We start from the raw sequence: 23,485 nt of genomic DNA on the forward strand, positions 1-23,485 counted from the left end.
TGAAAGGGGTGATGTGGGCTTTCCGAAAACCTTGGGCAGCACTAACAGAAGAACAACAAGTCATGTTACTGCGGCTGTTTCAGCATGCACCGATCTTGAAAGACGTGTATGTGCAACGGGAAGTGCTGACGGTATTTTTGAGCGGCGGCAGAGTAAAACGCAGGCCGAACAAGCTTTAACGCAATGGCTGGGGCGAATCAAAGCATTAGGCTTAGACTGTTTTGCGCCTTTTATCACCACGTTGGATAACTGGCGAGATAAGATCACAAACTATTTTATTGGACGCGAAACCAGCGGCTTTATCGAAGGACTGAACAATAAAATCAAAGTGATCAAGCGCCGCTGCTATGGCATTTATAACCTGGGTCGATTATTCCAGCATATTTGGCTAGATGTCCAGGGACGCCAAATCTTGTTTGCGAAACACTAGATATTGGGTGCCACCACGGGAAATCCGGAAGAGCCAAAAATATTTCAAAAAAGGCAAAAAAGGCAAAAAAGGCAAAAAATGGGTCAGCTTAAGTTATTAATTCAACCTGACCACTTTTTTCGGAAAGACACTCAGTTAAGCCGATTTGCGAGTCGGGTTAACAGATCCATTCTTTCATGCAAGACCGCGATAATCCGGGGCGGTTTGCTTTCCGGATGAACATAAAAAATATAGTGATGCTCACAGCGGCTTACCTGAATTTGTGGAAAGCGCTCTGAGAGGGGGCGGGAATGGACGGCTCTTTCAGCGATTGCGCAGAATTTCTTTTGCAACGCGTTCTTATAGCAAAGGGCTTGCTTTTCGCCATGCCGCTCTAAGGTATAACGGATAATGTCGCGGATATCGGATTCCGCCTGTAATGTAAGCTCGTAAATCGGCATTCCTTTACCGTGCTTCCTGCAAAACTTCTTCGTAAATTTGATCTATCGATTTATTCGAGAATACCCCATTTTCTGCTTCCGCGAGACGAGGTAGCAAGAACGCCTCTAGTTGACGCAGCGCTTCGTTATCTTCAGCCGGCAATACCCGTTCCAAGACATAATCCTTGATGCTCTGGCCATGCAAGGCGGCGACGGCTTTTAACCGTTGATGTTGTTCGGGGGTGACTTCAATGGACAAACGCATGACCGTATCCTCCAAGTAATGATTTTCAAACTCATCCTAGCACCAAAAACAACATGAGTACAAATGTACATTTGTTGTTTTTATTCATCTCTCAAAAACGGTCATTTTTTAGGTGCACAGGAAAGTACCATTATATTCAGCCCTTCTTATTATCCGCTAAAATCCGGTAAACACTGGCCTCACCGATGTTAAGCTGCTGGGCAATCTGCGTTTTTGTTACGCCATTGGCGACGCCTTCCCGCTGACTCTCCAACATTATTTCCCGCTCGAATTGAGCGACACCGCCCAAGACGGTGAGCATTAGCTTGCCGGTGGGCGTTTTCTTATCCATGCCCAGGTTAAGAATGCGCAGGCCGGCCTGCTTTTTTTCCAGCGCCTGAATAATGGCCATGAGACCCGCAACCGATCGGGCTAAACGGTCCAACTTTGTCACGAACAAGGCCGCTTCTAACTGAGCCCGGACGGAAACCGAGGAAGCCTGTTCCCGGAAGATTTTTTTGCACTGAGCCGCTTCGAGTTCTCGAAGTTGCGCTTCAAGCCCGGCAATTTGTTCAGTCGTCGTTCTGGCGTAACCGATAATCATGTTTCTCTCAATAGAATTTCCAATGCTGTGATAGGGTGTCTTTCATAATGCAAATTAAGGTCTATTGATAGGGTTTTAAGCGGGGGTTCCGACCCTTTTTTCCTCAGAAGCGAGTAGTTTCGCGTCCTTCAGATCGATAAATTGCTCGGTATGATTACAGGAAAATTCAGAGTTCTTGCGGAAATGCGAGCAGCCCCAGAACTGCCCGTAAGGGCCTTTTCTCAAGCTGAGTTTGCCGCCGCACTCAGGACAAACCGGTTCGACATGATCGCAGCGCCGGTTTTCGCAGATCCGAAACCGGCCTTCTTGGCGTAAACCGCCGCCGCATTCGGGGCAGGCCGGTTCGGTATGCGTGCATAGCGGATATTGGTTGCATCCGAAAAAGCTGCCATGCCGGCTATCTTTCGGCACTAGGTAACCGGTTTCGCATTCGCGGCAGGAAATATCGGCCACTTTCTCCTGAAAACCCTCGCCGGTAAATTCGTCAATGCGAATTTCATAGCGTTGATCAACCAGTTCGCGGATAAAATCGGAAGCCTTGTCGGCATCTCCGATCAGGTAAACATGATGCCGAGCGCGGGTCATCGCGACATAAAACAAACGTCTTTCCTCCGCATGGTCGAATGCTTCGGCTTTCGGTAGTAATAGCTCCACTAACGGATGGGTCTTTTTTTCCGACGGAAAACCGTTTTTGCCTTTTTCCAGCCCTAGCACGATCACATAATCGGCTTCCTTGCCTTTCGAGGCATGGACCGTCATGAATTGAATGGCAAGTTTGGGATACTGCCGTTTTAAGCTCGACAAATCCGGTTTTCTAAAATTGAACCGGGCCAAGATCAATACACTAGCCTGAACGGCGGTCTTGGCATTAATTGCCGATAATGCCGCATTCAGGCCGACCGGATCGAGCCGAGTCCGGATGAGCGAGACGGCTGCTTGTGCGATGACGGTATGGCTTTCGATTCGTTTGGCGATTTGCGTTGGGTTTTGCATGACAAACCGGGACGCTACCGCACCGATTTGGTTATTGAAACGAAAGGTTTGATTCAGAATGCTCAAGGCCGTATCGCCGAAATGTTCCTCGAATTCCTGGGTGATCGTGACATCGCTGCCGGTAAAACGGTAAATCGATTGCCAGTCGTCGCCGACGCAAAACAGGCTGTGGTTCGGGTTATGAGTTAGCAAAGCCTTGATCAGTCGGGCGCGGCTGGCCGATATGTCTTGAAATTCATCGACCAGAATATGCGTGTACGGCGACCGGAAGCGTCCGGCTTCGACATAGTCGATCGCTCGCCCGATCATGTCTTCGAAATCAATCGTATCGGTGTCGAGCAAACACTGTTGATAGGCTTCGTAAATGGGCTCAAACAAAAAAGCCGCCGCGTGCATGCGTTCATGATCTTCATGTTGCTGAGTCAGCGCGACCAGGCTTTTGATATTCAAATAGGCGGCTTTAAACAGTGCCAGCATCTGAGCCAGCAATTGACCCAGTTGCGAAATATGGCCGAATTGACGCAATTGCTGAAGTAATTCATTGTTGGGTAGCGGATCGAAAACCACACCGGCTTGTTTCAGTTGCAGTTCCAGCGATTGCGTCAAAACGCCTTGTTGCTTCTGATAACTGTAGGTTTCGATCAGGGTGGTCCGATGTTTTCGATGCAAGGCCCGTTTCCACGCCATTGCCTCCAAATAGCTTTGCCGGTCGATAAACGGCGGCGTTTGCTGATGTTCGTCGACGGCGAAATGTTCGATATAAATACCGTAATCGGGCAAGTAAAAATCGGGCTGATAAACGCGATAATCCGGTCCCGAGGTGTTGATCTGATAATTAGCCTCATAGCGGTAGGCGATACGCTGCCGATAAAGAAAGTTGGCGATTTCGCATTCTTCGTAGCTTTTGACCAATTCGCCCTGCAGCGTGCGGATGTCGTTTTCGAGAATATAACGGTTATATTCGCCGAGACTTTTGAATTTGAAGGCGCTTCGATAGGGATGGCTGAAGTGCAAGAAATAAGTTACCAGTCGAGACTTGTATTGATCGTCTTGCAGCAACCTTTGGATTTGTTCGTCGACAAACCGGGTGCGAAGATGCTCGTCCTCGGCCATTTTGTCGATGGTCGGCGCAACGCCTTCAACCTGGGCGATGATATGTTTGCCCAGGCTGTGAAAGGTTTTTACGGTCAGCGTATCGATGCGAAGTTTTGCTTGTATTCGCTGTTCCATTTCCTCGGCTGCTTTGCGGGCGAATGCCAACATCAGGATTTGTTCCGGCCTTGCTAGTCTTGCGTTGATTAAATATCCGGCACGGCCGATCATCGTACTGGTTTTACCGGTACCGGCACCGGCCAATACTAGATTGTGCTGTTCGTCGATCACGCAGGCGCGGCGCTGATGGGTCGTTAACGGATTGCTCTCCACGTCGTCGAAAAAGGATTTAAATGCCTCGATTTGACGTTCGATATAAGTTTCATTCAAGCGCTCGACCGCGTCGTATCCGTGGTTTAACAAAGGGCGGATGAATTGCAGGGCATGTGCCGTATCGGCCGGTAAAAAGCGTTGTATATTTTTGCGCTGAATGCCTTTGACCAAGTCTCGATGCGTCTTCAGCCATTGCCGTACGGCAATTCGGCAGATATAGCGATCTCCGGAAAACCATGGGCGCGCCTGTTGATAAGCGCTTTCTATTTCCGGAACCAGGCGTTGATAAAAATCGTGGAGATATTGGCGGTTGGCTTGCTGCAAGTCGGTTTGCAAGCGTTTCGATCGTTTTTTAGCGATGCCGCCCATGCGCACGGTCTCGCTGTACTCCAGATGAAATGCCAGTACATCCCAGAAGTAGCCCGGCTCCAAGACGATGCCGCTGCCGATCGCCAGATGAGCAATTCGGAGCTGTATTTCGCCTTTATGCAAGATTATGCCGTCTTCGGCTAAAGACAACTGGTCATGATTGGCATGCGAGGCGAATAATGCGGCCAAGCGGCTGATTCGGTAGAGGAATGATGTTTTCAACGAAGTATTCAAGGACAATCCTTTGCCTGTGCCTTCGTGCTCTTATGCGACGATATGCAAGGCAATATAAGGCACGAGATTAAACAGAATGATGCCGATTTTGTAAAGCGCCATGCCTGCGTAATGTATGGCGTCGAATTGTTCGACCGGCAAGCGAAACCAGTGCCCGTGTAATCGATACATCCAATCGTGAGCGGAGATAAAGAGCAGTCCCCACAAAAGCAGCACGCTGAAGTTGATTATGGAGCACCATAAAAGGACGTCACGTATTAGTTCAATGTTCATGAGCGGGTCTCTTGTGATGGTTAAGGGGAAAATAATATACCTATCGTAGATCAAAATTCGGCACCGGGGTGCCCGTCAAAGGGCGCCGTGAATACGTCCATGCTGGCAAAGCCTTTGAAGAGCACCCCGGCGCCTCCTAGGGTACTGCCGAAATTTGAAGTGCGAAAGGTATAACTAATTAAATATTTTCGTGATTTTCGTGGACAAAATGCTTCCTGATTAGCAAGTTTCTTCAGCTAAAGCCCAAAGATCAGCATATCCCCTAGCAGGACGGGGTTTGCAAGCCATGCGCGTCAAGCTAAAAACGGCCAACCCACATCACGCTATTTCCCAAGCTCCAGCTTGGGAAAGACACCCCGGAAGCTCCAGCTTCCTGAGACCGACACAACCTCCGCACATTCTGAATCAAACCCGACTCGCTCGCTCGTTCAATCTTTCTTGATTTTCGGGAAGCTAGAGCTTCCTGAACAGGTTACCCAAGCTGGAGCTTGGGTAACAGCATATTTTAGTTTTTGCGACTACGACTGGTCCTTGCTCGGATACTTGGCCTCGGCAAGCTGAAGCATCTTGCTAATCAGGAAATGCTTTGTCTAGGATAATCGATGAAAGCATGAAGATGCCCGAATCTTGAGATGATTTTAGAGCTCCATAACTAGCATCGGTATGCCGTAACTGGCAATAAAGTAGGCAATCGCTGAAATAACGCTTGGCGTTGCCGTGTACAAAAAGACTTGACGGAAAATATAACTGATAACTGCAATATACCAAATGACTAAAAACACGCTGATCCCGATTGATATTTCTTCTTGATATTCAACATGCCTCATTACCATAACAACATCCAGCACTTCAGCGGCAATCGCCAGGGTGATGATAAAGTTTTCGCAGACAAAAATGGCAGTGAAGACTTGTTTAAAAAATTGCCATTTCTTCATCGTCAGCAAAAAAACAGTGATAAATGAGAAAGCCATTATGGTCCTCATCAATACTTCCAATGTACCGCTGACCGGATCGGAAATAAGCCCCTCGACGATCATGCCCGAAACAAGATAGAACGCCAAGTTCTTCATTACGAATGATGGTCCGGGGATTAAATTTATAGGGTTTTGTCGGAACAAACAAAGCGAAAGATAGTTGAGTAATAAGTTCATCGAGGGTTTATTAAGGTTAAAAAATAGGGCAGGCCAGCTAAAAATAACCGATTTTTTTTATTTTTGACGTTTTGCTTTTTGTAAGTATTCAGATCCTCCCTGCTGTTTCCGAAATTACGGAGACTGTGAGAATATTCAATATTGCGAAATAACCATGAAGAACATGAATTCATAGTCATATGAATAATTAGATTGTTGATTTTATCGTCTTTTTCTTCATTGTTTTCATGTTCTTCATGGTGAATAAATTGTTTTATGATGTATTCGCCGATAATTTTCACAGTCTCTACGGTTTGGGAACCTCTTTATGTAAGCTCTTGCTTACCGAGCGAAAAAAAAGGTATTTTCCCACGGATTACAGTAAATAAATATGGGTTATGCTTAGCGCGTAAATATTCAGCCCCCTTTTTTCAAAGGGGGCAAAGTTCCATCTTGTTTTAGATGCAAGGCGTGTGAACAATTTGTTTCAGAAAACCGAAAATGTGGCCGCGCGAAGGATATGGATAAGATATAAGCCTAAAAAAGCAGATGAGTACCTCAAGCTACCGTTCGCCCTGAGCCCTTCGGTGCGCTCAGGGGAGCCCAGTCGAAGGGTGTGAGGGGTAATTTGGGCTTCACCAAGCCGGTGAAAGTGTTGTAGACCCTTCATGCTTCGACTTGGCTCAGCACGAACGGTCTACAACACATGCCAACTGCTCTTTTTGGAATGAGCGACAAATGGTTTATTTTAACGATGCGACTTGATTATGGTCATTAAACGAATGCTTTCGATACTGTTGCCTTATTTGTTGTTTCTTCTGGCTTTATTTATATGGCAACGAAACCTGATTTATTTTCCCGTAAAGCAGACATTAGTGAGGCAACAAGAGTTGGTTGAACGGCTAAATCTGGAACTTTGGCCGGCAAAGGAAAACTATCTTGGCTTGATGTCTAAATCGACCAAGAGAGGCGATAAAGGTACGGTTATCGTTTTTCATGGTAATGCGGGAAGCGCGATCAATCGGGTTTATTACTTCAATGCATTGGAAAGGCTGGGATACCGGGTTATTGTTGCGGAATATCCGGGTTACGGCGCAAGATCGGGATCGCCATCGGAATCGGGATTGATCAGCGACGGTATTGCCATCGCAACACAAGCGAGGGACGATTTCGGCGAGCCCATTTTTCTTTGGGGCGAGTCGCTGGGTAGCGGTGTGGTCGGGGGAATCGTGCATTCCGGAAAAGTCCCGATTAAAGGCATTGTAATGATGACGCCGTTCGATAGCATGGCTAATGTTGCGCAACACCATTACTGGTTGTTTTTGGCCAAATGGCTGATTCGCGACCGGTTCGATAATCTCAAATACCTGAACGGCTACAGCGGCAATACTGCCATGGTGACTGCCGAAGAAGATCAAACCATTCCGAATCGCTATAGCCTAAATTTATATGAATCGCTTCAATGTCATAAACGGCTGTGGTCTTTTAAAAATGCCGATCACAACAGTTTGCCGCTGGCTCCGGAATTACCGTGGTGGCAGGAAGTGATGCACTTTATCGATGAAACTGAGCCAGTTATTGGCGAATAAAATTAATAAGGTTTTAAAATAATTTGATTGCTCGCATCATCGAACGTCATTTGGAAACGTCCTAAAAAGCTCATACCCAGCAAGCCGCTCGATTGTAATTTATCGTCCGCAATGAAACTCACATCCACGTTATCGGCTTGAGCTTTGCCGATAACGACCGATTTAAGCTTGCCTTGCATAATTTCGACTCTGCCGTTCGCGGTTTCGCTGAATCCAGGTTGTAAATTTCTGTCGGTAAAACCCAATGCGGATTGAAGCGAGGCGGGTAACACCAGAGTGGTCGCGCCGGTATCGATCAGCATATTGGCTTTCAGTTTGATGCCGTAAGGCCCCGATAATTCGGCTTGGACCAAATGATGCGAACCGCTGCGGGTGGTTTTGATGGCATAACTGGCGTCGGTCTTAGGCTTTTCAACAACTGCAGGAGGCGGCGTGTTGTCATAGCGCTTGATGCTGGTGATGATGATTTTTTCGATATTTCCTTCCTTGTTGGATAATTGAACAAAGTTATAATCGCTTAGCAATCGTTTTAATTGTTGATCCGGTGTGCCGCTAAGACGAAGGGGAGGGCCGTCTTGGACTAAGTGTAAATTCTTTATTGTTATGCTCTGCGCATGAATGATTTGTTCGAGTTGAGTTTTAAGGCTATCGGCTTGTGCGATGCCGAGCGTTAACATCAACGCTAACAGGGTGGCAATGATCGAGTTTTTTCCGGACATAGCGTGCCGCCAGTAAGGTGCTAAAAAAATTTGAGCCTAAAATCCGCGTCCGGGTTTCACAAATAACCAATTTTAATAAGACAAGTGTTGACAGGCGCGGCAAAACAACGTTGGATTGTAAGGGTTCGTCTCAAAAAAATCATTAAGTCGCTTTTTATGCCCTATCAAAAAGCGTCGATGTCATAATCCATTAATAACTAAAACAAGGCAAACATCGATGAATACAGGACAGTTGATTACATATTTCACCCCGGTTTTCGGGTTATTAGCGCTATTTTTTATCATTAAACGTTCGGCATGGGTTAACAAGCAGGATGCCGGGAATGAACGGATGACGCGGATCGCAGGCTTCATCGAAGATGGCGCCATGGCCTTTCTCAAGGCGGAATACCGGGTTTTATCTATTTTTGTCGTTCTAGTCGCTATTTTGTTGGGTTGGATGGGCTCTTTGTCTGACGATTCATCTTGGATGATTGCATTATCATTCATATTAGGCGCGTTTTGTTCCGGATTTGCCGGTTTTTTAGGCATGCGTATTGCCACTAAGGCCAATGTCAGAACGACGCAAGCGGCCAGAACGAATATCGGTAGCGCACTGCGGGTGGCCTTTGCCGGCGGTTCGGTGATGGGCATGTGCGTGGTCGGCCTCGGCGTGTTGGGACTCAGTTTGCTGCTAATCGTGTTTTCTTCGATGGGATGGGAAATTGGCCGCATCGTCACGGTGATTACCGGCTTTTCGTTCGGCGCGTCTTCGATTGCTTTGTTTGCCAGGGTCGGCGGCGGCATATACACCAAAGCGGCCGATGTCGGCGCCGACTTGGTCGGAAAGGTAGAAGCCGGTATTCCCGAGGACCATCCGCTGAATCCGGCGACGATCGCCGATAATGTCGGCGATAATGTCGGCGATGTTGCCGGAATGGGTGCCGACCTTTTCGAATCCTATGTCGGCTCCATTATCGGCACTATGGTGCTGGGCGCGGTATTGATCGGGACAGTCGGATTTGAAGCAGACAACGAATTCGGCGGATTGAATGCCGTGTTGTTGCCTTTGGTGCTAGCCGCTGTAGGTATCGTGACATCGATTATCGGTACATGGTTCGTGCGTATCAAAGAGGGCGGAAATCCGCAAAAAGCTTTGAATCGCGGCGAACTGGTGTCGGCATTATTCATGCTTTTAGCAACTTATGGGATCACTCAATGGATGTTGCCGGAATCCTGGCTAACCGGCTCGGGTGTTTACACGTCAATGGGCGTGTTCATCGCTATTATTATTGGTTTGGCATCAGGGCTGGCAATAGGCGCGATTACCGAATTTTATACCGGAACCGGAACCCGCCCGGTAAGAGGCATCGTCGAGCAATCGCTGACCGGGTCCGCGACCAATATTATTGCCGGGGTCGGAGTAGGCATGCAGTCGACCGCAGTACCGATTATTATTATTGCCGCCGCCATTATCGGAGCTTATGAATTCGCCGGTTTATACGGCATTGCCATAGCGGCGGTGGGGATGTTGTCCAATACCGGCATTCAATTGGCTGTCGATGCTTATGGGCCCATCTCCGATAATGCCGGAGGCATCGCCGAAATGGCGGCCTTACCGAAAGACGTGAGAGAGCGGACCGATAAGCTTGATGCAGTCGGCAATACGACCGCGGCAATCGGTAAGGGATTTGCGATCGGTTCGGCCGCATTGACCGCGCTGGCATTGTTTGCCGCTTTCATGACCACCGCCAACATTTCCAGTATCGATATTTCTAAGCCCTATGTCATGGGCGGTTTATTTTTGGGCGGCATGTTGCCGTTTCTATTTTCATCATTAGCGATGGCGGCTGTCGGAAGAGCGGCGATGGATATGATTCAAGAAGTGAGACGACAGTTTGCCTCTATCCCCGAGTTGAAAGCGGCGCTCGAAGTCATGCGTCGCAACGAAGGGAAGGAATTGGATCAATGGAGCGAGGCCGACCAGCTGGTTTTCAATAATGCGGACGGCAAAGCGGAATACAGTCAATGCGTCGCGATTTCAACACGAGCCTCGCTTCGGGAAATGGTGTTTCCCGGATTACTGGCCGTCGTTTCGCCGGTTGTCGTGGGATTCGGCGGCGGCGCTGAAATGTTGGGCGGCTTACTAGCCGGGGTTACGGTAAGCGGGGTGTTAATGGCGATTTTTCAATCCAATGCCGGCGGCGCTTGGGACAATGCCAAGAAAATGATCGAAGCTGGTGTGGAAATTCAAGGACGCACCTATCGTAAAGGCTCGGAGCCCCATAAAGCGGCGGTAGTCGGCGACACGGTCGGCGATCCGTTCAAAGATACTTCGGGGCCTTCGCTGAATATTCTGTTGAAATTGATGTCCGTGGTGGCATTGGTAATTGCGCCGATGTTGTGATGGGCCTAAGACGATTTCAAGCAAAAAATATTCCGTTCTATACCCATCGCACTTCAAATTTCGGCATTGACACATGGAGGCGCCGGGGTGTTCGGCGAAGGCTTTGACAGCAGGGATGCTGTCACAGAGCCTACATGGACGTATTCACGGCGTCCTTTGACGGACACCCCAGCGCCGAAATTTGACCAGCAAAGGGTATAAGTGTCTTGTTGATGCCGTAAAAGACCGTTCAGCCTACAACAGATCTTAGGCGAACGCGGTCTATTACCACAGCAATTCCCAGTTTGAGCAGTTTCGCCGATTTTAGGGTGTGGGGTATGCCTGTCGAGGAACGCCGTAAACCCATCCATGGCAATTAGTCGCCGCCGTCAAGCCTACAAGGACGTATTCACGGCGTCCTGTCAAGCGAGTTACCGAACCCTCAACAACGCTCATAGTTCCTGGACATTATTTATCACGAAATCCTTAGAGTTAGACTTCTAATTTCAGAACGGCCTGCTTGACCGGCTCGGCTAGGCCGTTTCCGTCTTTTCGGCAATAATCGATGATTTCGCGGCGCATCCGGGGTTCCCAGGCGCGTAGTAGATGATTTTTGATGCTCTCGACGGCGGCCTCCTTATCAGGGTCCGCATTGAAGAATTCGCCGATTGCATTGGCCATTTTGATGAGTTTTTCTATCTGCATGATTGTCTGCCTCTGTACGCGACAAAATTTTCTTAAAGGATATGATTCATAGGATTTATCGGCTACCCGTTTCAACCATGGTGGAGTAAAAAAGCTTTAGCTTTTTTAGGCAAAAGCTGAAGCTTTTGCACTCCTTTCCTCACTGCCATTAAGTTAAGCCGGCATGGATTGCCGACATCCAGACTATACCTTTCGCACTTCAAATTTCGGCAGTGCCTGAGGAGGCGCCGGGGTGCTCGGCAAAGGCTTTGCCAGCATGGAGCTGGCATAGAGCCTACAGGGACGTATTCACGGCGTCCTTTGACTGGCACCCCGGTGCCGAATTTTGATCTACGATGGGTATGGATGTATTCAATACTTGCCATCCGTGGCCTGGATTCATGCCGGGCGCCCTGCCCGGCACCCTAACGGGTCAATGCAAATCTGCTCCCGGCAGATTTGTCCGCCGATCCTTGGCGGAATGACGCGGGTTTTCGTTATCTTAATGGTCATGATTCCTCCTGATTAGCAAGTTTCTTCAGCTAAAGCCCAAAAACCAGCATATCCCTAGCAGGACGGGGTTTGCAACCCCGTTCTAAACGTTTTGACTTTGGCCGAAGTCAGCCGAAATGTTTAGGGCAAACCGAAACGTTGGGGACGGGTTAAATAACCCGTCCCGCAGAAGTGGCTACGACTGGCCACTGCTCGGACAGTTGGCTTCAGCAAGCTGAAGCATCTTGCTAATCAGGTGATTCCTTGCCTACGTTCGATTTTTTCGTGAAACCATTGCAAGGTTAATTTCAAACCAAATCGGCTTCTCGGTGGATCAGCCGATGCGAATGACTGTAAACGACATGCCGGTCTTCTCGGGCGAAGCCGACCAGCGTCAGGCCGGTCTCCTCGGCCAACCGTATCGCAAGTCCGGTCGGCGCGGAAATCGCGGCCAACAAGCCAATGCCGGCGACGGCGGTTTTTTGGACCATTTCGTAACTGGCCCGGCTCGTGACGATCACAAAACCGTCGGCCGGATTTCGTCCTGTCCTCAATAATGCCCCGACCAGCTTATCCAAGGCATTGTGGCGCCCGACATCCTCGCGTATGGTTTGAATGCCCCGGCTAGGCAAGACCCATGCGGCCGCATGCACGGCGCCGGTCAATCGGTTGAGTTGCTGATGCTGCGTCAACTCGTCCAATGCCGATAACAATTCGGCAGACGTTACCGAAGCACCGCCCGATACCGGCGCGGGATGACGAACGGCTTGTTGCAAGGTGCTAGCCCCGCACAAGCCGCAACCGGTCCGCCCGGTCAAATTGCGGCCTTTATCGGCCATACCTTGCCTGCGCTGTTCGGGGATTTTAAGACGTACTTCGATGCCGTCCTTGCGGTTGTAAACCCGCGTGCTCAGAATCTCGGCCGGATGACGGACAATATCTTCGGTGATGCTGAAGCCGAGCGCGAACTCTTCCAAATTAGTCGGCGTCGCCAGCATCACGACATGCGGCACGCCGTTATAGACCAGCGACACCGGCACTTCCTCGGCGATGTAATCCTGTTGCACGCTATGCCGTCCGCCCTGCCAGCGCTCTACCGGGCATTGCCGATAACTCGGCCAGCCCAGTTCCCACGCAGATGATTCGGGCGCCGCAAGATCAAGCATAATGCGTGCCTTGCTCCAACAATTCCAATTGCTGCTTCGAAAAGTCGCTGTACTGTTTTTGCCATTCGGAAGGCTGCGTGACTTTCGATACTTGCACCGCGGTGACTTTGTATTCCGGACAATTGGTCGCCCAGTCGGAATTGTCGGTCGTGATTACGTTCGCGCCCGATTCCGGGAAATGAAAAGTCGTATAGACGACGCCCGGCTGTACGCGTTCGCTGATCAATGCGCGTAATACCGTTTCTCCGGAACGGCTCTTGATGCCCACCCAATCGCCGTCGATGATGCCGCGATCCTCCGCATCGTGCGGATGAATTTCCAGCCTGTCCTCGGCATGCCACGCGACATTTTCGGTTCGGCGTGTTTGCGCGCCGACATTGTATTGAGACAGGATGCGGCCGGTCGTCAAAATCAGCGGGAACATCCGCGTCGTGCGTTCTTCGGTCGCGACATATTCGGTCAGCATGAACAGACCTTTGCCGTTCGGGCGCATGAACTCATGGGCATGCATCGTAGGAGTACCCGCAGGATTTTCTTCGTTGCACGGCCATTGGATGCTGCCGAGGCGATCGATTTTTTCGTAGCTGACGCCGGCGAATGTCGGCGTCAGCCTAGCGATCTCGTCCATGATTTGGGACGGATGGCTGTAATTCATCGGATAGCCCATCGCATTCACGAGCAACTGCGTGACCTGCCAGTCTTCGTAACCGGCCAATGGCTTCATGACCTTGCGCACCGGCGAGATACGTCGTTCGGCGTTCGTGAACGTGCCGTTTTTCTCGAGGAACGACGACCCGGGCAGGAAAACATGCGCGAACTTGGCCGTTTCGTTCAGGAATAGATCCTGTACGATCACGCATTCCATCGATCTCAAAGCATGATGGACGTGTTGGATGTCGGGGTCCGATTGCGCAATATCCTCGCCTTCGACGTAGAGCCCCATGAAAGTGCCGTCGGATGCGGCATCGAACATGTTCGGAATGCGCAGGCCAGGCTCGGATTCGAGAATCACGTTCCAATCTTTTTCGAACAGCTGGCGCGTCTCGGCATCGGAGACATGGCGGTAGCCCGGGAATTCGTGTGGGAACGAGCCCATGTCGCACGAACCTTGCACGTTGTTCTGTCCGCGCAACGGATTGACGCCGACGCCTTCACGTCCGAGGTTGCCGGTCGCCATCGCTAGGTTGGCGATGCCGATGACGGTCGTCGAGCCTTGACTGTGCTCGGTCACGCCCAAGCCGTAATAGATTGCGCCATTGCCGCCGGTCGCGTAAAGGCGCGCCGCAGCGCGAATATCGGCGGCCGGCACGCCGGTGATCCCTTCGGTCTGCTCGGGGGCATGACGCGGATCGGCGATGAAGGTTTTCCATTTTGCGAACGCGGCGGTGTCGCAGCGCTCTTGAATAAAGGCTTCATCGAGCAGATTTTCGGTCACGATGACATGGCCGAGCGCGTTGATCAACGCGACGTTCGTTCCCGGACGCAGCTTCAGATGGTAATCGGCTTTGACATGCGGCGAGTTTCTGACCAGATCGATCTCGCGTGGGTCGACGACGATCAGTTTCGCGCCTTGGCGCAGCCGTTTTTTCATCAACGAACCGAACACCGGATGGCCGTCGGTCGGATTCGCGCCGATGACCATGATCACGTCGGCCTGACGATCTCGAACGGCAAGGCCGATGTCGGCATCGCAGTCGAGTCGGTCGCCCGGCAACTACGCCTCGATTTCATTCCGCTGACGAAAGAACGATTCGATCTGGTGATGCGCCGCTTCGACTATTTCGAGCCGCCGATCCAGAATCTACTGGAACTGACCCGCACGCCCGCGTTCATCGAAAAAGCCGAAGAACTGGGCGGTTACGATTTGTCCGGTGCCGGGCGGGTGGTATTGAATCTCAGGTAAATCCTTACGTCCGAGGTTATGCCGACACTACTCCATCTGCCACAGCCACCCCGTAACAAAGCGATTGTGTTCACTCTTTGCGTGGCTACACTCTAGTTTTTTTGCCGAGCGGGTCGACCATGTACGCAACCAATGTCAGGAATTTAAAACGCAATCCTTCGGAGGCCCTTAGACATGCCGAAAAAGAACCGGTATTGATCTTAAAAGGCAATCAACCGAATGCCCTGCTGTTAAATTTAAAAAGCTCACTAGGGGAGTTGAATGATCAACTCAAGCCCGCTTTGGCAGCCAGTTTATTTAAAGACTGAGTGTTGTCATTGGGAGCAGTCGCGCAAATCAGCGGTTTGAGCCTATCCGAATTTATCGACCATTTGACCCAGTTGGATATCGATGTTGTCGTAGCCGACAAGCAAACCGCCAAGGAACTGGAAACATTGAATTCATGGCTATCGTCATAGCCGATGCCGGATCGCTCATAGCGCTGGCTAAAATAAATCAACTTCAATTGTTGCCCGCACTTTTTGGCAAGGTAGTGATAACTCAAGCCGTTGCCGATGAATGTTTACGGGGGCAATCCGCCGATATCCTCTTGATCGAACAGGCTTTGACTTCGGAGTGGTTGCAATGTGTGGACAATCCGGACTTTAAACACCCTTTATCGAGAAGTTTGGGATTGGGCGAGCAATCCAGCATTAAGTATGCCTTGCAAACAAACGGTAACGCCTTGTTGATCTTGGATGATCCATTGGCGCGAAAACAAGCTTTGCGCAAGCAATTACTGGTAGTCGGTACGGCAGCAGTATTGTTTGCCGCTCAACGAAAAACCTTGATTCCCGATGCCGAGGCTTTAATCGCCGAACTCAGACAGATGGGGTATCGAATTTCAGATGCTGTGATTGCCCAATTGAAGAAGGGTTGAGCTGCCAGGTCCAGCAACTAGAAAATCGATCTCGCCGGTATCTTGCCGGGTTGCGTCGACGCTAAGCCGACTTATTCCGCTTTGCAAGACCCCCGCTTCATCAATTCGGCAATTAGTCCACGAAACACATGAAAGGCATAATCTGCAAAAACTACGATATGACTGCTTCTGATGGAAGTTTTTAGGACGCCATTTGTTATTTCGAAAGTGCACGATTTTAAGCGGTCGCGGTTGCTCGATTGACAAGTGTCTGCGGCGGGTTCTTTCCGGTGATGGCCGGGGGTGGTATCAGCAATTCCCAATTTGGGGATCAAAAAGGTTTTGGGGTGTGCTTGGCGAGGATGTCGGTAGCAGGGCAGATTTTTGCTGCATGCAAAATCTGCATTCACGCCATCCTTGGCGTTCGAGCTGTCGCCAAGCCCCCATGGATGGGTTTACGGCGTTCCTCGACAGGCATACCCCATACCCTAAGATCGTCGAAAATGCTCAAACTGGGAATTGCTGGGGGTATGAGATTTCCTGATTAGCAAGATGCTTCAGCTTGCTGAAGCCAATTGTCCGAGCAGTGGCCAGTCGCAGCCACTTCTGCGGGACGGGTTATTTAACCCGTCCCCAACGTTTCGGTTTGCCCTAAACATTTCGGCTAACTTCGGCCAAAGTTAAAACGTTTAGGACGGGGTTGCAAACCCCGTCCTGCTAGGGTTATGCTGGTTTTTGGGCTTTAGCTGAAGAAACTTGCTAATCAGGTGAGATTTTAGGTTTCGGAGGCATCGCGCACGCTTTCGAACAAATCGATATCCCAAGCAACCAAATCGCGGCGAATCGCATCGGCTCGCGGTCGCGGCAGTATGCGCGCGAGATCCTCTCCGGTTATCACGCCGGATAGTGTCTGCGCTGACTTTGTGCGGAGATAATCCAAGGCATGCCAAGCCAGAATCGCAGCACTAGCCGCGGTTGGATAGGCGATGTAGGTCGCGCCGGCATAGGGCGAGTTCAATAATTCCGGGTAGCGTAAATAGCTCAGACCAACCGTTTCGATGGCGGTTTGACGTTCGTTACGCACCGTTTCGGATACGCGAATTTCAGCCGCCGCAGCAAAATGCGCTCGCCGAATCGTACCGTTGCGCAAATATTCCTCGATACGCCGAGGCTTGTTCATGCCCGGCAGAATTGCGCGGACCATCGCCTCGATCGTCATTTCCGGTCGGTCCGGCAGACTGCGTTTCGACAATAGATTGAGTTGAAACAGCGCTTTGACCAACTCAACTTCCGAGCCGCCAGTGTAGACGCCGATCGATTCGATCTCGGGGAACGAACGGTGCAGGGACAACAACTCTTCCTGATATAGCGGATACTGCCGGCTCGGACTGGCTTCGTGAGGAAAATGATATTCGCGCGCCTCGCTGAACGGATCGAGCACCAACATGCGGCCGTCACGTAAGATTCGCGGGTGTTGCGCCAACTCTTCCAGAGCCACGACCGGCGACCAGGAAAAGACGATCGAATCCGAATCGATATCTTCGAGCAAATAAAGATCGATACTCTCCACTTCGAGATCTTTCCGGTCGGTCGCCAACAGGTCGTGCATCCGGCGGCCGATGAGAAAATTGGTGACGCCCGGCGACACGCCCATGTTGATCAGCGCGGCGATTCCGCGCTCGCGAAGTGCCGTATCGTAAGCATATTGCGCGAAAGTCAGCGTGCGCTCGGTTTTCGCGCCATAAATATCCGAAGCCAGATCCACGGTGTGTGCGCCGATTCGAAGCGCGAGTTCAAGCATGGCCCCGTTGAACTCCGGCAGCGCCGCGTTTACCAACAATGTGGCGCCGGTCAGTTCTTGCTCGTGTGCAGGCTCCAACGCGAAGACCGAGCTGAAATCCGAAAGTTTGATGAAATCGATATATTCAAACAATTGCTCGGCATGAAACAGCGCATCCCGGGCCTCATCCGGATTGCGAACATAAACGACAAAACGGATGGCTACGCCGTCCCGCTCGGCCAATTCCGAAAAACAAATCAGCATTGCCGAACCCACTGCACCGAGTCCGAAGAACACAATTTTAATCGGTATCATAGTATTCTCGTCCGTTATCACGAGCGGGTGATTGATTTCCATGTTTGAAATCCTGTCGACTAGGCGATTTTGGAGAGCTGAAAGTACTGAAAGCGCAGGCGCTTGTCAAATACGAGTGAGGACTTCACGAATTTAATTCAAACGGTGCGCCTTATATGTCAGGGCAGGAAACTAACACGTAGAAGGAGGTAGCGTGTAGGCTGCGCATCGCGCACCCTACGGCGCTCATGATATCCTGGAAACTGTTGATAATCATAGGTTATAAAGCGCCAGGTATTCTCTCAAAATCCATAAACCTAAAAAGAGCAGTTGAGAGCCTCAAACTACCGTTCGCCCTTCGACAGGGCTCTCCTGAGCGCAGCCGAAGGGCTCAGGATGAACGGTAGTTTGAGGCTTCACCAAGCCGGTGAAAGTGTTGTAAATCCTTCATGTATTGACTCGGCTTTCAAGAAAAATCTTTTTTATATTTAAAATCAATAACTTGACAATATGCAAAAATACAAAAAAATACGTAAAACAGCGACTGTTTTATAGTAACGCCATGCGACCGAAGGGTGCTTACTTTGCTCAGCACGAACGGCCTACAACACATGTCAACTGCTCTTTTTAGGATAAAACAGTCATTGGTAAATGTTCGGACATCGTTGGCAAAAAACGGTAATTCAGGCGTAATTGTTGGCTATGTGAATGTGCCTTGTGTTCTATTGTCTTTCTCGTTGATTGACTTTTTGAGACACAGGTTGGAATACATGCAGGCTTGTTGTAGGATTCCATCCATAACTCAAATGCCTCGGGCTTTTTCAATCGCATTGCGGCTACGACTAATAGAAAGTAAGGAATATGCACAAAATAACTGCTACAAGTAGTAGGCTTTGCGGCGATTCGGTGACTCGCTTGACAGGACGCCGTGAATACTTCCATGTAGGCTTGACGGCGGAATCTGATTGCCATGGATGGCATGAATGCAGATTTTGCAGGAGCAAAAATCTGCCCTGCCGCCGACACCTGTCAATCGAGCCACCGAGCCCCCTCCCAGAAGTTGTCGAAGTTATTTCATGCTCGTTCCTAAACGGAAAAATTTTCATTTTATCGTTAGTGAGTCCTCATTCATTGGTAAGCTTTCTCTCTAGCACTATTATGCAAACTGACAATCGTCCAAAATCCAGAAAAACACTACTCATCGGCTTGATCGCTACGTTAGCGGGGATTGGCTTAGCCGTCTATTTTTCGATGGATCGGGAAGCTGTCGGCCCGGAACAAGAAACCGCAACCGAAACGATTCGCCGTTTTTCGAAGCCGGATGCTTACGCTGCATTGCAAGAATTATACGGTAGCGAATTCTCCGGCGAATCGATTAAAACCGAATCTGGGGAATTAGCCGGTTTTTGGTTCGAGCAAGGTTTTTCGATCGGCGATCGCGATTATTATGTGATATTCGGTAAGGCTCAGAAAATCGACCCGGAAACGGGAGCTCCGTTGGATAGTCATGTGCAGGGCGTTAAGGTCGGTGCGGCGACTTACCGGTTGGATTCGGACGGCTGGCGCGCAATCGGCATGCAAACCGGAATCGGCGAAATCGGTTCCTGGGGCGAAGCGCCCGATATTAAGCAGGCGGAAATTTTGACTTTATCGTCCAAGCGGATCGCGTTCATGCTCGACTTCGGCTACGGCATGGGCGGTTATTTCGATGACGGCAAAGTGCTGTTCGGTTTCGACGGCGCGACTTGGGCCGATTTGGGTTTTGTGCAGACCGGCGGCAATAATGCGGGGGGCTGCGATGATGAGCCGCTGCCTTCCGGGATTACGATTCCTTGTTGGTCTTATACCGGCACAATTTCGGTATTAAGCGATATTCATCACGGCTATCCGGATTTATTGGTCGCGCGAACCGGCACCCAAAGCGGGGATGAGCAGCACCCGATTAACTCGGCAGAAAACGCCGTGTATCGTTTCGACGGCGATAAGTATGCGGATACGGGCAGTGACTGATCCGAGATTGGCCGGGCAATTTTCATAAACACGCATTATTTCGTATGCGTTTAACCTAGAAAAAGCATTCCTCCATGAAGATCATGAAGAAGAATAAGAAGTTAATTCAATAACTTGCCCTTCCTTAACAAATGAAGCACCACCCATGACCTGAAGACCGAAAAATGTTAAAGCTGGGCTTGTCATTTGTTTTTGTACAACTTTCGCTCACCCGAAAGATTAGTTGGAATGCTGGGATGTTTAGGTAATTTCTTGAAATACTTTACTAACTTCATGTGCTTCATGATTGAACTGCCGAATTTGGGTTTCAAGCTCCGTCATTTCGAAATCAATCCCGCCAGATCGACTTTGCTGTAACCGAGAAGGGTGCCGGTTGCATAGGCCAGGTCGATCAACCCGACTTGATAATCAGCAATAGCCCTGACTTCCTTCATTTGTGCATCGCCGAGTTTGGTGAGCATTTCCAATACTTCGGTCATCGTCCGCAAGCCTTCTTCAAATTGCTTGAGTTCCGCGTCGTAGTTGGCTCCAACCAGTACGACGTTTTGCCGGGCTGCGATGATGCGCTGCCAATTCTGCGAAACGGTGTCCAGGGCATCATATATTTCTCGGCGCACGGTTAGTTCTTTTAAATCGCGCGTCGTCAAGCGTTGCAATCTTTGCTGCACGGCGCGCGACAGGCGCGATTTGCGCAGTTCGTTGGTCAACGGAATTTCCAGTCTCAAACCGACCGACCAGTCGTCGTAGCGTCCGGTAAATGTATCGCCGTAGGCCCCCCCGAAATCGTTGGTGTCGCGGCCTTGCGTTCCGTAGCTGTAGTCCAACATGAACATCGGCAAGGTTTGATTTTCCAAATAGTCGATCTTGGTCGCGTCGGCAGCGAGTTTTAATTCCAATTCCAACAGTTCCAAGCGGCCGTCTAATGCTTTTCGGGCCAGCGCTTCGCGGTCGAAATCGAAACTGACCAGCATCGGCGAGGTTTCGGGAATCATAATCGTGGATGTATCGATGCCGTAACGCTTGTCGTTGAGAAACTGCAATAATTGGCGTTGGCTAAGTTTGAGGCGGGTATTCGCGACGATCAAAGACTCCATGCGTTCGGCCACGCCGATTTCGGCTCGGTTGATTTCGATCGCGGCGGTCAAGCCTTCTTCGACGCGGCGTTTGACCATCGTTAGATTTTGCTGTGCGATTTCGTATTGTTGACGGCGGATGTCCAATTCCCCCCAGGCGGCATAAAGCGCCCAATAGGCCTTGTCGACTGTGGCCAATACGCGGATCGATTGCAGTCGAGTTTTGAGGTCGACGATTTGTTGTTCGTAGCGTGCGATCCGAATGCCGGCGACATTGGTCGATATACCGGCATCGCGCAATAACGGTTGGCTCATCGAGAAACGCAGCGCGCTTCGGTATTGGTCGGAGGCCACGAAGCGGCTTTTGCTTTTGTTTTCGAGCGGGGTACTGAGTATCACTGTTCCGCCGGTTCGTAGCGGAATCATGATGCCGGCCTCGACATCCCATTGTTCGGCGCTTTGCGGCATGTAGCCTAGTTTGGCGATTTCGTCATTCAACGGCGAGTTTTTGTCGACAGCCTTGAAGTTTACGACATCGCCGTCGAGAAAAGGCGTGTCTTTATTCGAATACTTGGCGCGCGCGAAAATCAGATCGTCAAACCGGGCCTCTTCTTCGCTGACGACCGTGGCGGCGATGCTCGGGTCGATCAGCGCGATTTTTAAGTCGAGATTGTTGGTCAACGCCATTGCGCGCGCATCGGCGATCGTCAGTGCATGGCTTTCTTCCACGGCTTCGGTTGTGCCTTTTTCTTCGAGCACAATGGGAGGTGCTGTCAAATCCAGCTTTTTCGGATCGGCTCTGAATTCGGCAATCGCGGAGTCGAGTGTCTTCGGCTCGGCTCTCGACAGATCCGGCAGGGCAAGGTCTTCGTCACGTTGCATACGCTCTTCGACTTTTTGCACCAGCTCGGGCTTCGGCCCGGTATCGAAATAGAAAGAACAACCCGACAATAAAGCGAATGCACCGGAAACCGTCAAATTCCGGTGAAGGCGTGCAATCGGGAAATGAGTTTTCAACATAAATCGTCTATTCTCGTTAAAACGCGCTATTTATCGGATTTTCTGTGTGTTTGAATACGGTCCAGATCGCGATATGGATGCTCCGGCGTCAACATCGGCGGGAAGCCGTTCAACTGCCGCCATATTTCGAAGCCGATACTGACTTGTTCCAGCAGAATCCAAGCCTTGACAGCGCCGCCTTGGCGTAAAAAGCGCTCGGAAGGCCACAAATGATCGCTTTCGTCGGGTACGATCATTACGCGAAATTTACCTTGGCCATTGTCGCTCGCATCGACGAAGGCGACGGTGCCGCCGAACGTACCGACCGCGACTTCAGGCCAACCGACGAATTGAATCGCGGGCCATCCTTCGAACATCAATCGAGCATGATGCCCAGGTAAAATTAATGGCGCATCGTTGCCGGATACCCAAACTTCGACCGCGCGAGCATCGATATCCGGTATCAGAATCAACAGCGGATCGCCTTGCTTAACCATTTGACCTTGCGGGTTTAACAACAAGCGCAATACGGTGCCGCTCCGTGGAGCGGTAATGCTTTGCGATTGTTGTCGGGCAATACTGACTTCATTACTGACGAGGCTATTGCGGATATCCTCGATCTCGCCGAGAATTTTGTTCTTTGAGGCGGTCGTCGAATCGATTCTAGCTTGCGCATCGGCACGAATTTGATTGATATCGGCCTCTGCGGCATTTTGTTCGGCCTTTGCCGATTGCAGCGCGGCTTTCGCACTGTTTAGCGAGCGAATTCCGACGATTGCATCGCGTTCGGCGACTTCGAAATCGCGCCTTGACACCAGTCCGTCACCTAGGAGGCGCGAAAATCTATTTTGCTGTAAAAGCGCGGTATCGTAAGATGCCTGAGCCGAAACCAACGCTTCGGAAGCCGCTGCCACTTTTTGCTGCGCCATGTTCAGTTTATACTGCGCGGCGGCGACTCTCATGTCGCGCACGGTCAGCAAGCTGTCGATTTGGATTTCGTAAGAGTCGAGCTCTCGTTGCTTGGCGTCCAGTTTGGCGATATTGGCTTCCTGTTGACGTTTCAAGCGTTCCGGCAATAACGGGTCGATATCGACGACTTCAACTAATAAATCGCCTTCTTTCACCTTCGCGCCTTCCTTGGCATGCCATTGCAAGATTCGACCGGAAACCGGCGAATCGACGGTTTGTTGTCGCTCAAGGGGTGCAAAGGCCGAGACATATCCAGTACCGTTGACGTTTTGCTGCCAGGGCAAAAACAGTGCGAATATCGGTATCAGAATGAACAACCAGGCGAATATCGTCACGATCTGTCCCACAAAACGAGGGGTCTGTGAGGCACTCAATACCGATAATAATGGATGATGATCTTGTGTCTGCATAAGGCCAATGAAT

At 50.4% G+C, this 23,485-nt stretch carries 21 protein-coding genes; 8 read left to right on the plus strand and 13 right to left on the minus strand.

The features are described 5' to 3' along the window. Window positions 1–13 precede the first annotated feature (13 nt). Entirely contained in the window at window positions 14–430 is a 417-nt protein-coding gene (locus MEALZ_RS01015; protein ID WP_162472898.1) for a transposase, read from the plus strand. Between the two features lie 131 nt (window positions 431–561). Here MEALZ_RS01015 and MEALZ_RS01020 read toward each other — a convergent pair whose 3' ends face one another. The 6 genes from MEALZ_RS01020 to MEALZ_RS01045 all read right to left on the minus strand — a co-directional run bounded on the left by MEALZ_RS01020 (window position 562) and on the right by MEALZ_RS01045 (window position 6,061). Further along, a complete protein-coding gene (locus MEALZ_RS01020) occupies window positions 562–870 on the minus strand; it encodes a type II toxin-antitoxin system RelE/ParE family toxin (RefSeq protein ID WP_014146714.1) in 309 nt (102 codons plus the stop codon). A 4-nt stretch (window positions 871–874) separates the two neighbouring features. Beyond that, complete coding sequence (locus tag MEALZ_RS01025; RefSeq protein WP_014146715.1) at window positions 875–1,114, minus strand: type II toxin -antitoxin system TacA 1-like antitoxin; 240 nt, start codon at window positions 1,112–1,114, stop codon at window positions 875–877. A 136-nt stretch (window positions 1,115–1,250) separates the two neighbouring features. Beyond that, window positions 1,251–1,697 (minus strand): recombinase family protein, encoded by a 447-nt coding sequence (locus MEALZ_RS01030; protein WP_014146716.1) that lies wholly within the window; start codon window positions 1,695–1,697, stop codon window positions 1,251–1,253. A gap of 75 nt (window positions 1,698–1,772) precedes the next feature. Continuing rightward, the gene (locus MEALZ_RS01035; RefSeq protein ID WP_223842338.1) at window positions 1,773–4,706 is read right to left on the minus strand and encodes a UvrD-helicase domain-containing protein; all 2,934 of its coding nucleotides are present in this window, start codon (window positions 4,704–4,706) and stop codon (window positions 1,773–1,775) included. A gap of 42 nt (window positions 4,707–4,748) precedes the next feature. Next, window positions 4,749–4,991, minus strand: coding sequence for a DUF6868 family protein (locus tag MEALZ_RS01040; protein WP_014146718.1), 243 nt, complete (start codon window positions 4,989–4,991; stop codon window positions 4,749–4,751). Between the two features lie 638 nt (window positions 4,992–5,629). Further along, window positions 5,630–6,061 (minus strand): hypothetical protein, encoded by a 432-nt coding sequence (locus MEALZ_RS01045; RefSeq protein WP_017841213.1) that lies wholly within the window; start codon window positions 6,059–6,061, stop codon window positions 5,630–5,632. An 827-nt stretch (window positions 6,062–6,888) separates the two neighbouring features. On the opposite strand from MEALZ_RS01045, the gene MEALZ_RS01055 reads away from it, so the two are divergent. Next, complete coding sequence (locus MEALZ_RS01055) at window positions 6,889–7,710, plus strand: alpha/beta hydrolase (protein WP_014146721.1); 822 nt, start codon at window positions 6,889–6,891, stop codon at window positions 7,708–7,710. Window positions 7,711–7,712: 2 nt separating this feature from the next. On the opposite strand, the gene MEALZ_RS01060 is transcribed toward MEALZ_RS01055, so the two are convergent. After that, the gene (locus MEALZ_RS01060; RefSeq protein WP_014146722.1) at window positions 7,713–8,429 is read right to left on the minus strand and encodes a retropepsin-like aspartic protease family protein; all 717 of its coding nucleotides are present in this window, start codon (window positions 8,427–8,429) and stop codon (window positions 7,713–7,715) included. Between the two features lie 217 nt (window positions 8,430–8,646). Between MEALZ_RS01060 and MEALZ_RS01065 the strand changes: the two genes are divergently transcribed. Beyond that, complete coding sequence (locus MEALZ_RS01065; protein ID WP_014146723.1) at window positions 8,647–10,815, plus strand: sodium-translocating pyrophosphatase; 2,169 nt, start codon at window positions 8,647–8,649, stop codon at window positions 10,813–10,815. Between the two features lie 471 nt (window positions 10,816–11,286). Here MEALZ_RS01065 and MEALZ_RS01070 read toward each other — a convergent pair whose 3' ends face one another. The 3 genes from MEALZ_RS01070 to fdhF form a co-directional block, all read right to left on the minus strand. Beyond that, the gene (locus MEALZ_RS01070; RefSeq protein WP_014146724.1) at window positions 11,287–11,499 is read right to left on the minus strand and encodes a formate dehydrogenase subunit delta; all 213 of its coding nucleotides are present in this window, start codon (window positions 11,497–11,499) and stop codon (window positions 11,287–11,289) included. 779 nt (window positions 11,500–12,278) lie between these two features. Beyond that, entirely contained in the window at window positions 12,279–13,136 is an 858-nt protein-coding gene (gene fdhD, locus MEALZ_RS01075) for a formate dehydrogenase accessory sulfurtransferase FdhD (protein ID WP_014146725.1), read from the minus strand. Beyond that, window positions 13,129–14,784 (minus strand): formate dehydrogenase subunit alpha, encoded by a 1,656-nt coding sequence (fdhF, locus tag MEALZ_RS01080; RefSeq protein WP_223842339.1) that lies wholly within the window; start codon window positions 14,782–14,784, stop codon window positions 13,129–13,131. Before fdhF ends, fdhD begins: the two co-directional genes overlap by 8 nt. Here fdhF and MEALZ_RS21310 point away from each other — a divergent pair. From MEALZ_RS21310 to MEALZ_RS01090, 4 genes are all read left to right on the plus strand, one after another. Then, entirely contained in the window at window positions 14,746–15,039 is a 294-nt protein-coding gene (locus tag MEALZ_RS21310; RefSeq protein ID WP_014146727.1) for a substrate-binding domain-containing protein, read from the plus strand. The two genes, fdhF and MEALZ_RS21310, sit on opposite strands and share 39 nt — an antisense overlap. 119 nt (window positions 15,040–15,158) lie before the next feature. Then, on the plus strand, window positions 15,159–15,347 hold the full coding sequence (locus tag MEALZ_RS01085; protein ID WP_014146728.1) for a hypothetical protein: 189 nt from the start codon (window positions 15,159–15,161) through the stop codon (window positions 15,345–15,347). 3 nt (window positions 15,348–15,350) lie between these two features. Further along, a complete protein-coding gene (locus tag MEALZ_RS22490; protein ID WP_014146729.1) occupies window positions 15,351–15,497 on the plus strand; it encodes a hypothetical protein in 147 nt (48 codons plus the stop codon). Then, window positions 15,482–15,958: a DUF3368 domain-containing protein gene (locus MEALZ_RS01090; protein WP_046060921.1), complete on the plus strand. Its 477-nt coding sequence runs from the start codon at window positions 15,482–15,484 to the stop codon at window positions 15,956–15,958. Before MEALZ_RS22490 ends, MEALZ_RS01090 begins: the two co-directional genes overlap by 16 nt. A gap of 754 nt (window positions 15,959–16,712) precedes the next feature. Here the strand turns inward: MEALZ_RS01090 and MEALZ_RS01100 are convergent. Then, window positions 16,713–18,032, minus strand: a complete 1,320-nt coding sequence (locus MEALZ_RS01100; RefSeq protein WP_223842340.1) for a saccharopine dehydrogenase NADP-binding domain-containing protein — start codon at window positions 18,030–18,032, stop codon at window positions 16,713–16,715. A 1,137-nt stretch (window positions 18,033–19,169) separates the two neighbouring features. On the opposite strand from MEALZ_RS01100, the gene MEALZ_RS01105 reads away from it, so the two are divergent. Continuing rightward, the gene (locus MEALZ_RS01105; protein ID WP_046060923.1) at window positions 19,170–20,021 is read left to right on the plus strand and encodes a hypothetical protein; all 852 of its coding nucleotides are present in this window, start codon (window positions 19,170–19,172) and stop codon (window positions 20,019–20,021) included. Between the two features lie 317 nt (window positions 20,022–20,338). Here the strand turns inward: MEALZ_RS01105 and MEALZ_RS01110 are convergent, their stop codons facing one another. Together MEALZ_RS01110 and MEALZ_RS01115 are read right to left on the minus strand one after the other, a co-directional pair. Beyond that, window positions 20,339–22,114 (minus strand): TolC family protein, encoded by a 1,776-nt coding sequence (locus tag MEALZ_RS01110; RefSeq protein WP_014146733.1) that lies wholly within the window; start codon window positions 22,112–22,114, stop codon window positions 20,339–20,341. Between the two features lie 26 nt (window positions 22,115–22,140). Continuing rightward, window positions 22,141–23,472, minus strand: a complete 1,332-nt coding sequence (locus MEALZ_RS01115; RefSeq protein WP_014146734.1) for an HlyD family secretion protein — start codon at window positions 23,470–23,472, stop codon at window positions 22,141–22,143. Window positions 23,473–23,485: the final 13 nt, after the last annotated feature.

The sequence above is a fragment of the Methylotuvimicrobium alcaliphilum 20Z genome (assembly GCF_000968535.2).
GTDB lineage: Bacteria > Pseudomonadota > Gammaproteobacteria > Methylococcales > Methylomonadaceae > Methylotuvimicrobium > Methylotuvimicrobium alcaliphilum.

Bases quoted from the DNA above. Each gene is read 5' to 3' on its own strand.
- MEALZ_RS01020 (WP_014146714.1), bottom strand. From the start codon at position 870: ATGCCGATTTACGAGCTTACATTACAGGCGGAATCCGATATCCGCGAC.
- MEALZ_RS01025 (WP_014146715.1), bottom strand. From the start codon at position 1,114: ATGCGTTTGTCCATTGAAGTCACCCCCGAACAACATCAACGGTTAAAA.
- MEALZ_RS01030 (WP_014146716.1), bottom strand. From the start codon at position 1,697: ATGATTATCGGTTACGCCAGAACGACGACTGAACAAATTGCCGGGCTT.
- MEALZ_RS01040 (WP_014146718.1), bottom strand. From the start codon at position 4,991: ATGAACATTGAACTAATACGTGACGTCCTTTTATGGTGCTCCATAATC.
- MEALZ_RS01045 (WP_017841213.1), bottom strand. From the start codon at position 6,061: ATGAAGAACTTGGCGTTCTATCTTGTTTCGGGCATGATCGTCGAGGGG.
- MEALZ_RS01055 (WP_014146721.1), top strand. From the start codon at position 6,889: ATGGTCATTAAACGAATGCTTTCGATACTGTTGCCTTATTTGTTGTTT.
- MEALZ_RS01060 (WP_014146722.1), bottom strand. From the start codon at position 8,429: ATGTCCGGAAAAAACTCGATCATTGCCACCCTGTTAGCGTTGATGTTA.
- MEALZ_RS01065 (WP_014146723.1), top strand. From the start codon at position 8,647: ATGAATACAGGACAGTTGATTACATATTTCACCCCGGTTTTCGGGTTA.
- MEALZ_RS01070 (WP_014146724.1), bottom strand. From the start codon at position 11,499: ATGCAGATAGAAAAACTCATCAAAATGGCCAATGCAATCGGCGAATTC.
- fdhD (WP_014146725.1), bottom strand. From the start codon at position 13,136: ATGCTTGATCTTGCGGCGCCCGAATCATCTGCGTGGGAACTGGGCTGG.
- MEALZ_RS21310 (WP_014146727.1), top strand. From the start codon at position 14,746: ATGGCCGTCGGTCGGATTCGCGCCGATGACCATGATCACGTCGGCCTG.
- MEALZ_RS01085 (WP_014146728.1), top strand. From the start codon at position 15,159: ATGTACGCAACCAATGTCAGGAATTTAAAACGCAATCCTTCGGAGGCC.
- MEALZ_RS01090 (WP_046060921.1), top strand. From the start codon at position 15,482: ATGGCTATCGTCATAGCCGATGCCGGATCGCTCATAGCGCTGGCTAAA.
- MEALZ_RS01100 (WP_223842340.1), bottom strand. From the start codon at position 18,032: ATGATACCGATTAAAATTGTGTTCTTCGGACTCGGTGCAGTGGGTTCG.
- MEALZ_RS01105 (WP_046060923.1), top strand. From the start codon at position 19,170: ATGCAAACTGACAATCGTCCAAAATCCAGAAAAACACTACTCATCGGC.
- MEALZ_RS01110 (WP_014146733.1), bottom strand. From the start codon at position 22,114: ATGTTGAAAACTCATTTCCCGATTGCACGCCTTCACCGGAATTTGACG.
- MEALZ_RS01115 (WP_014146734.1), bottom strand. From the start codon at position 23,472: ATGCAGACACAAGATCATCATCCATTATTATCGGTATTGAGTGCCTCA.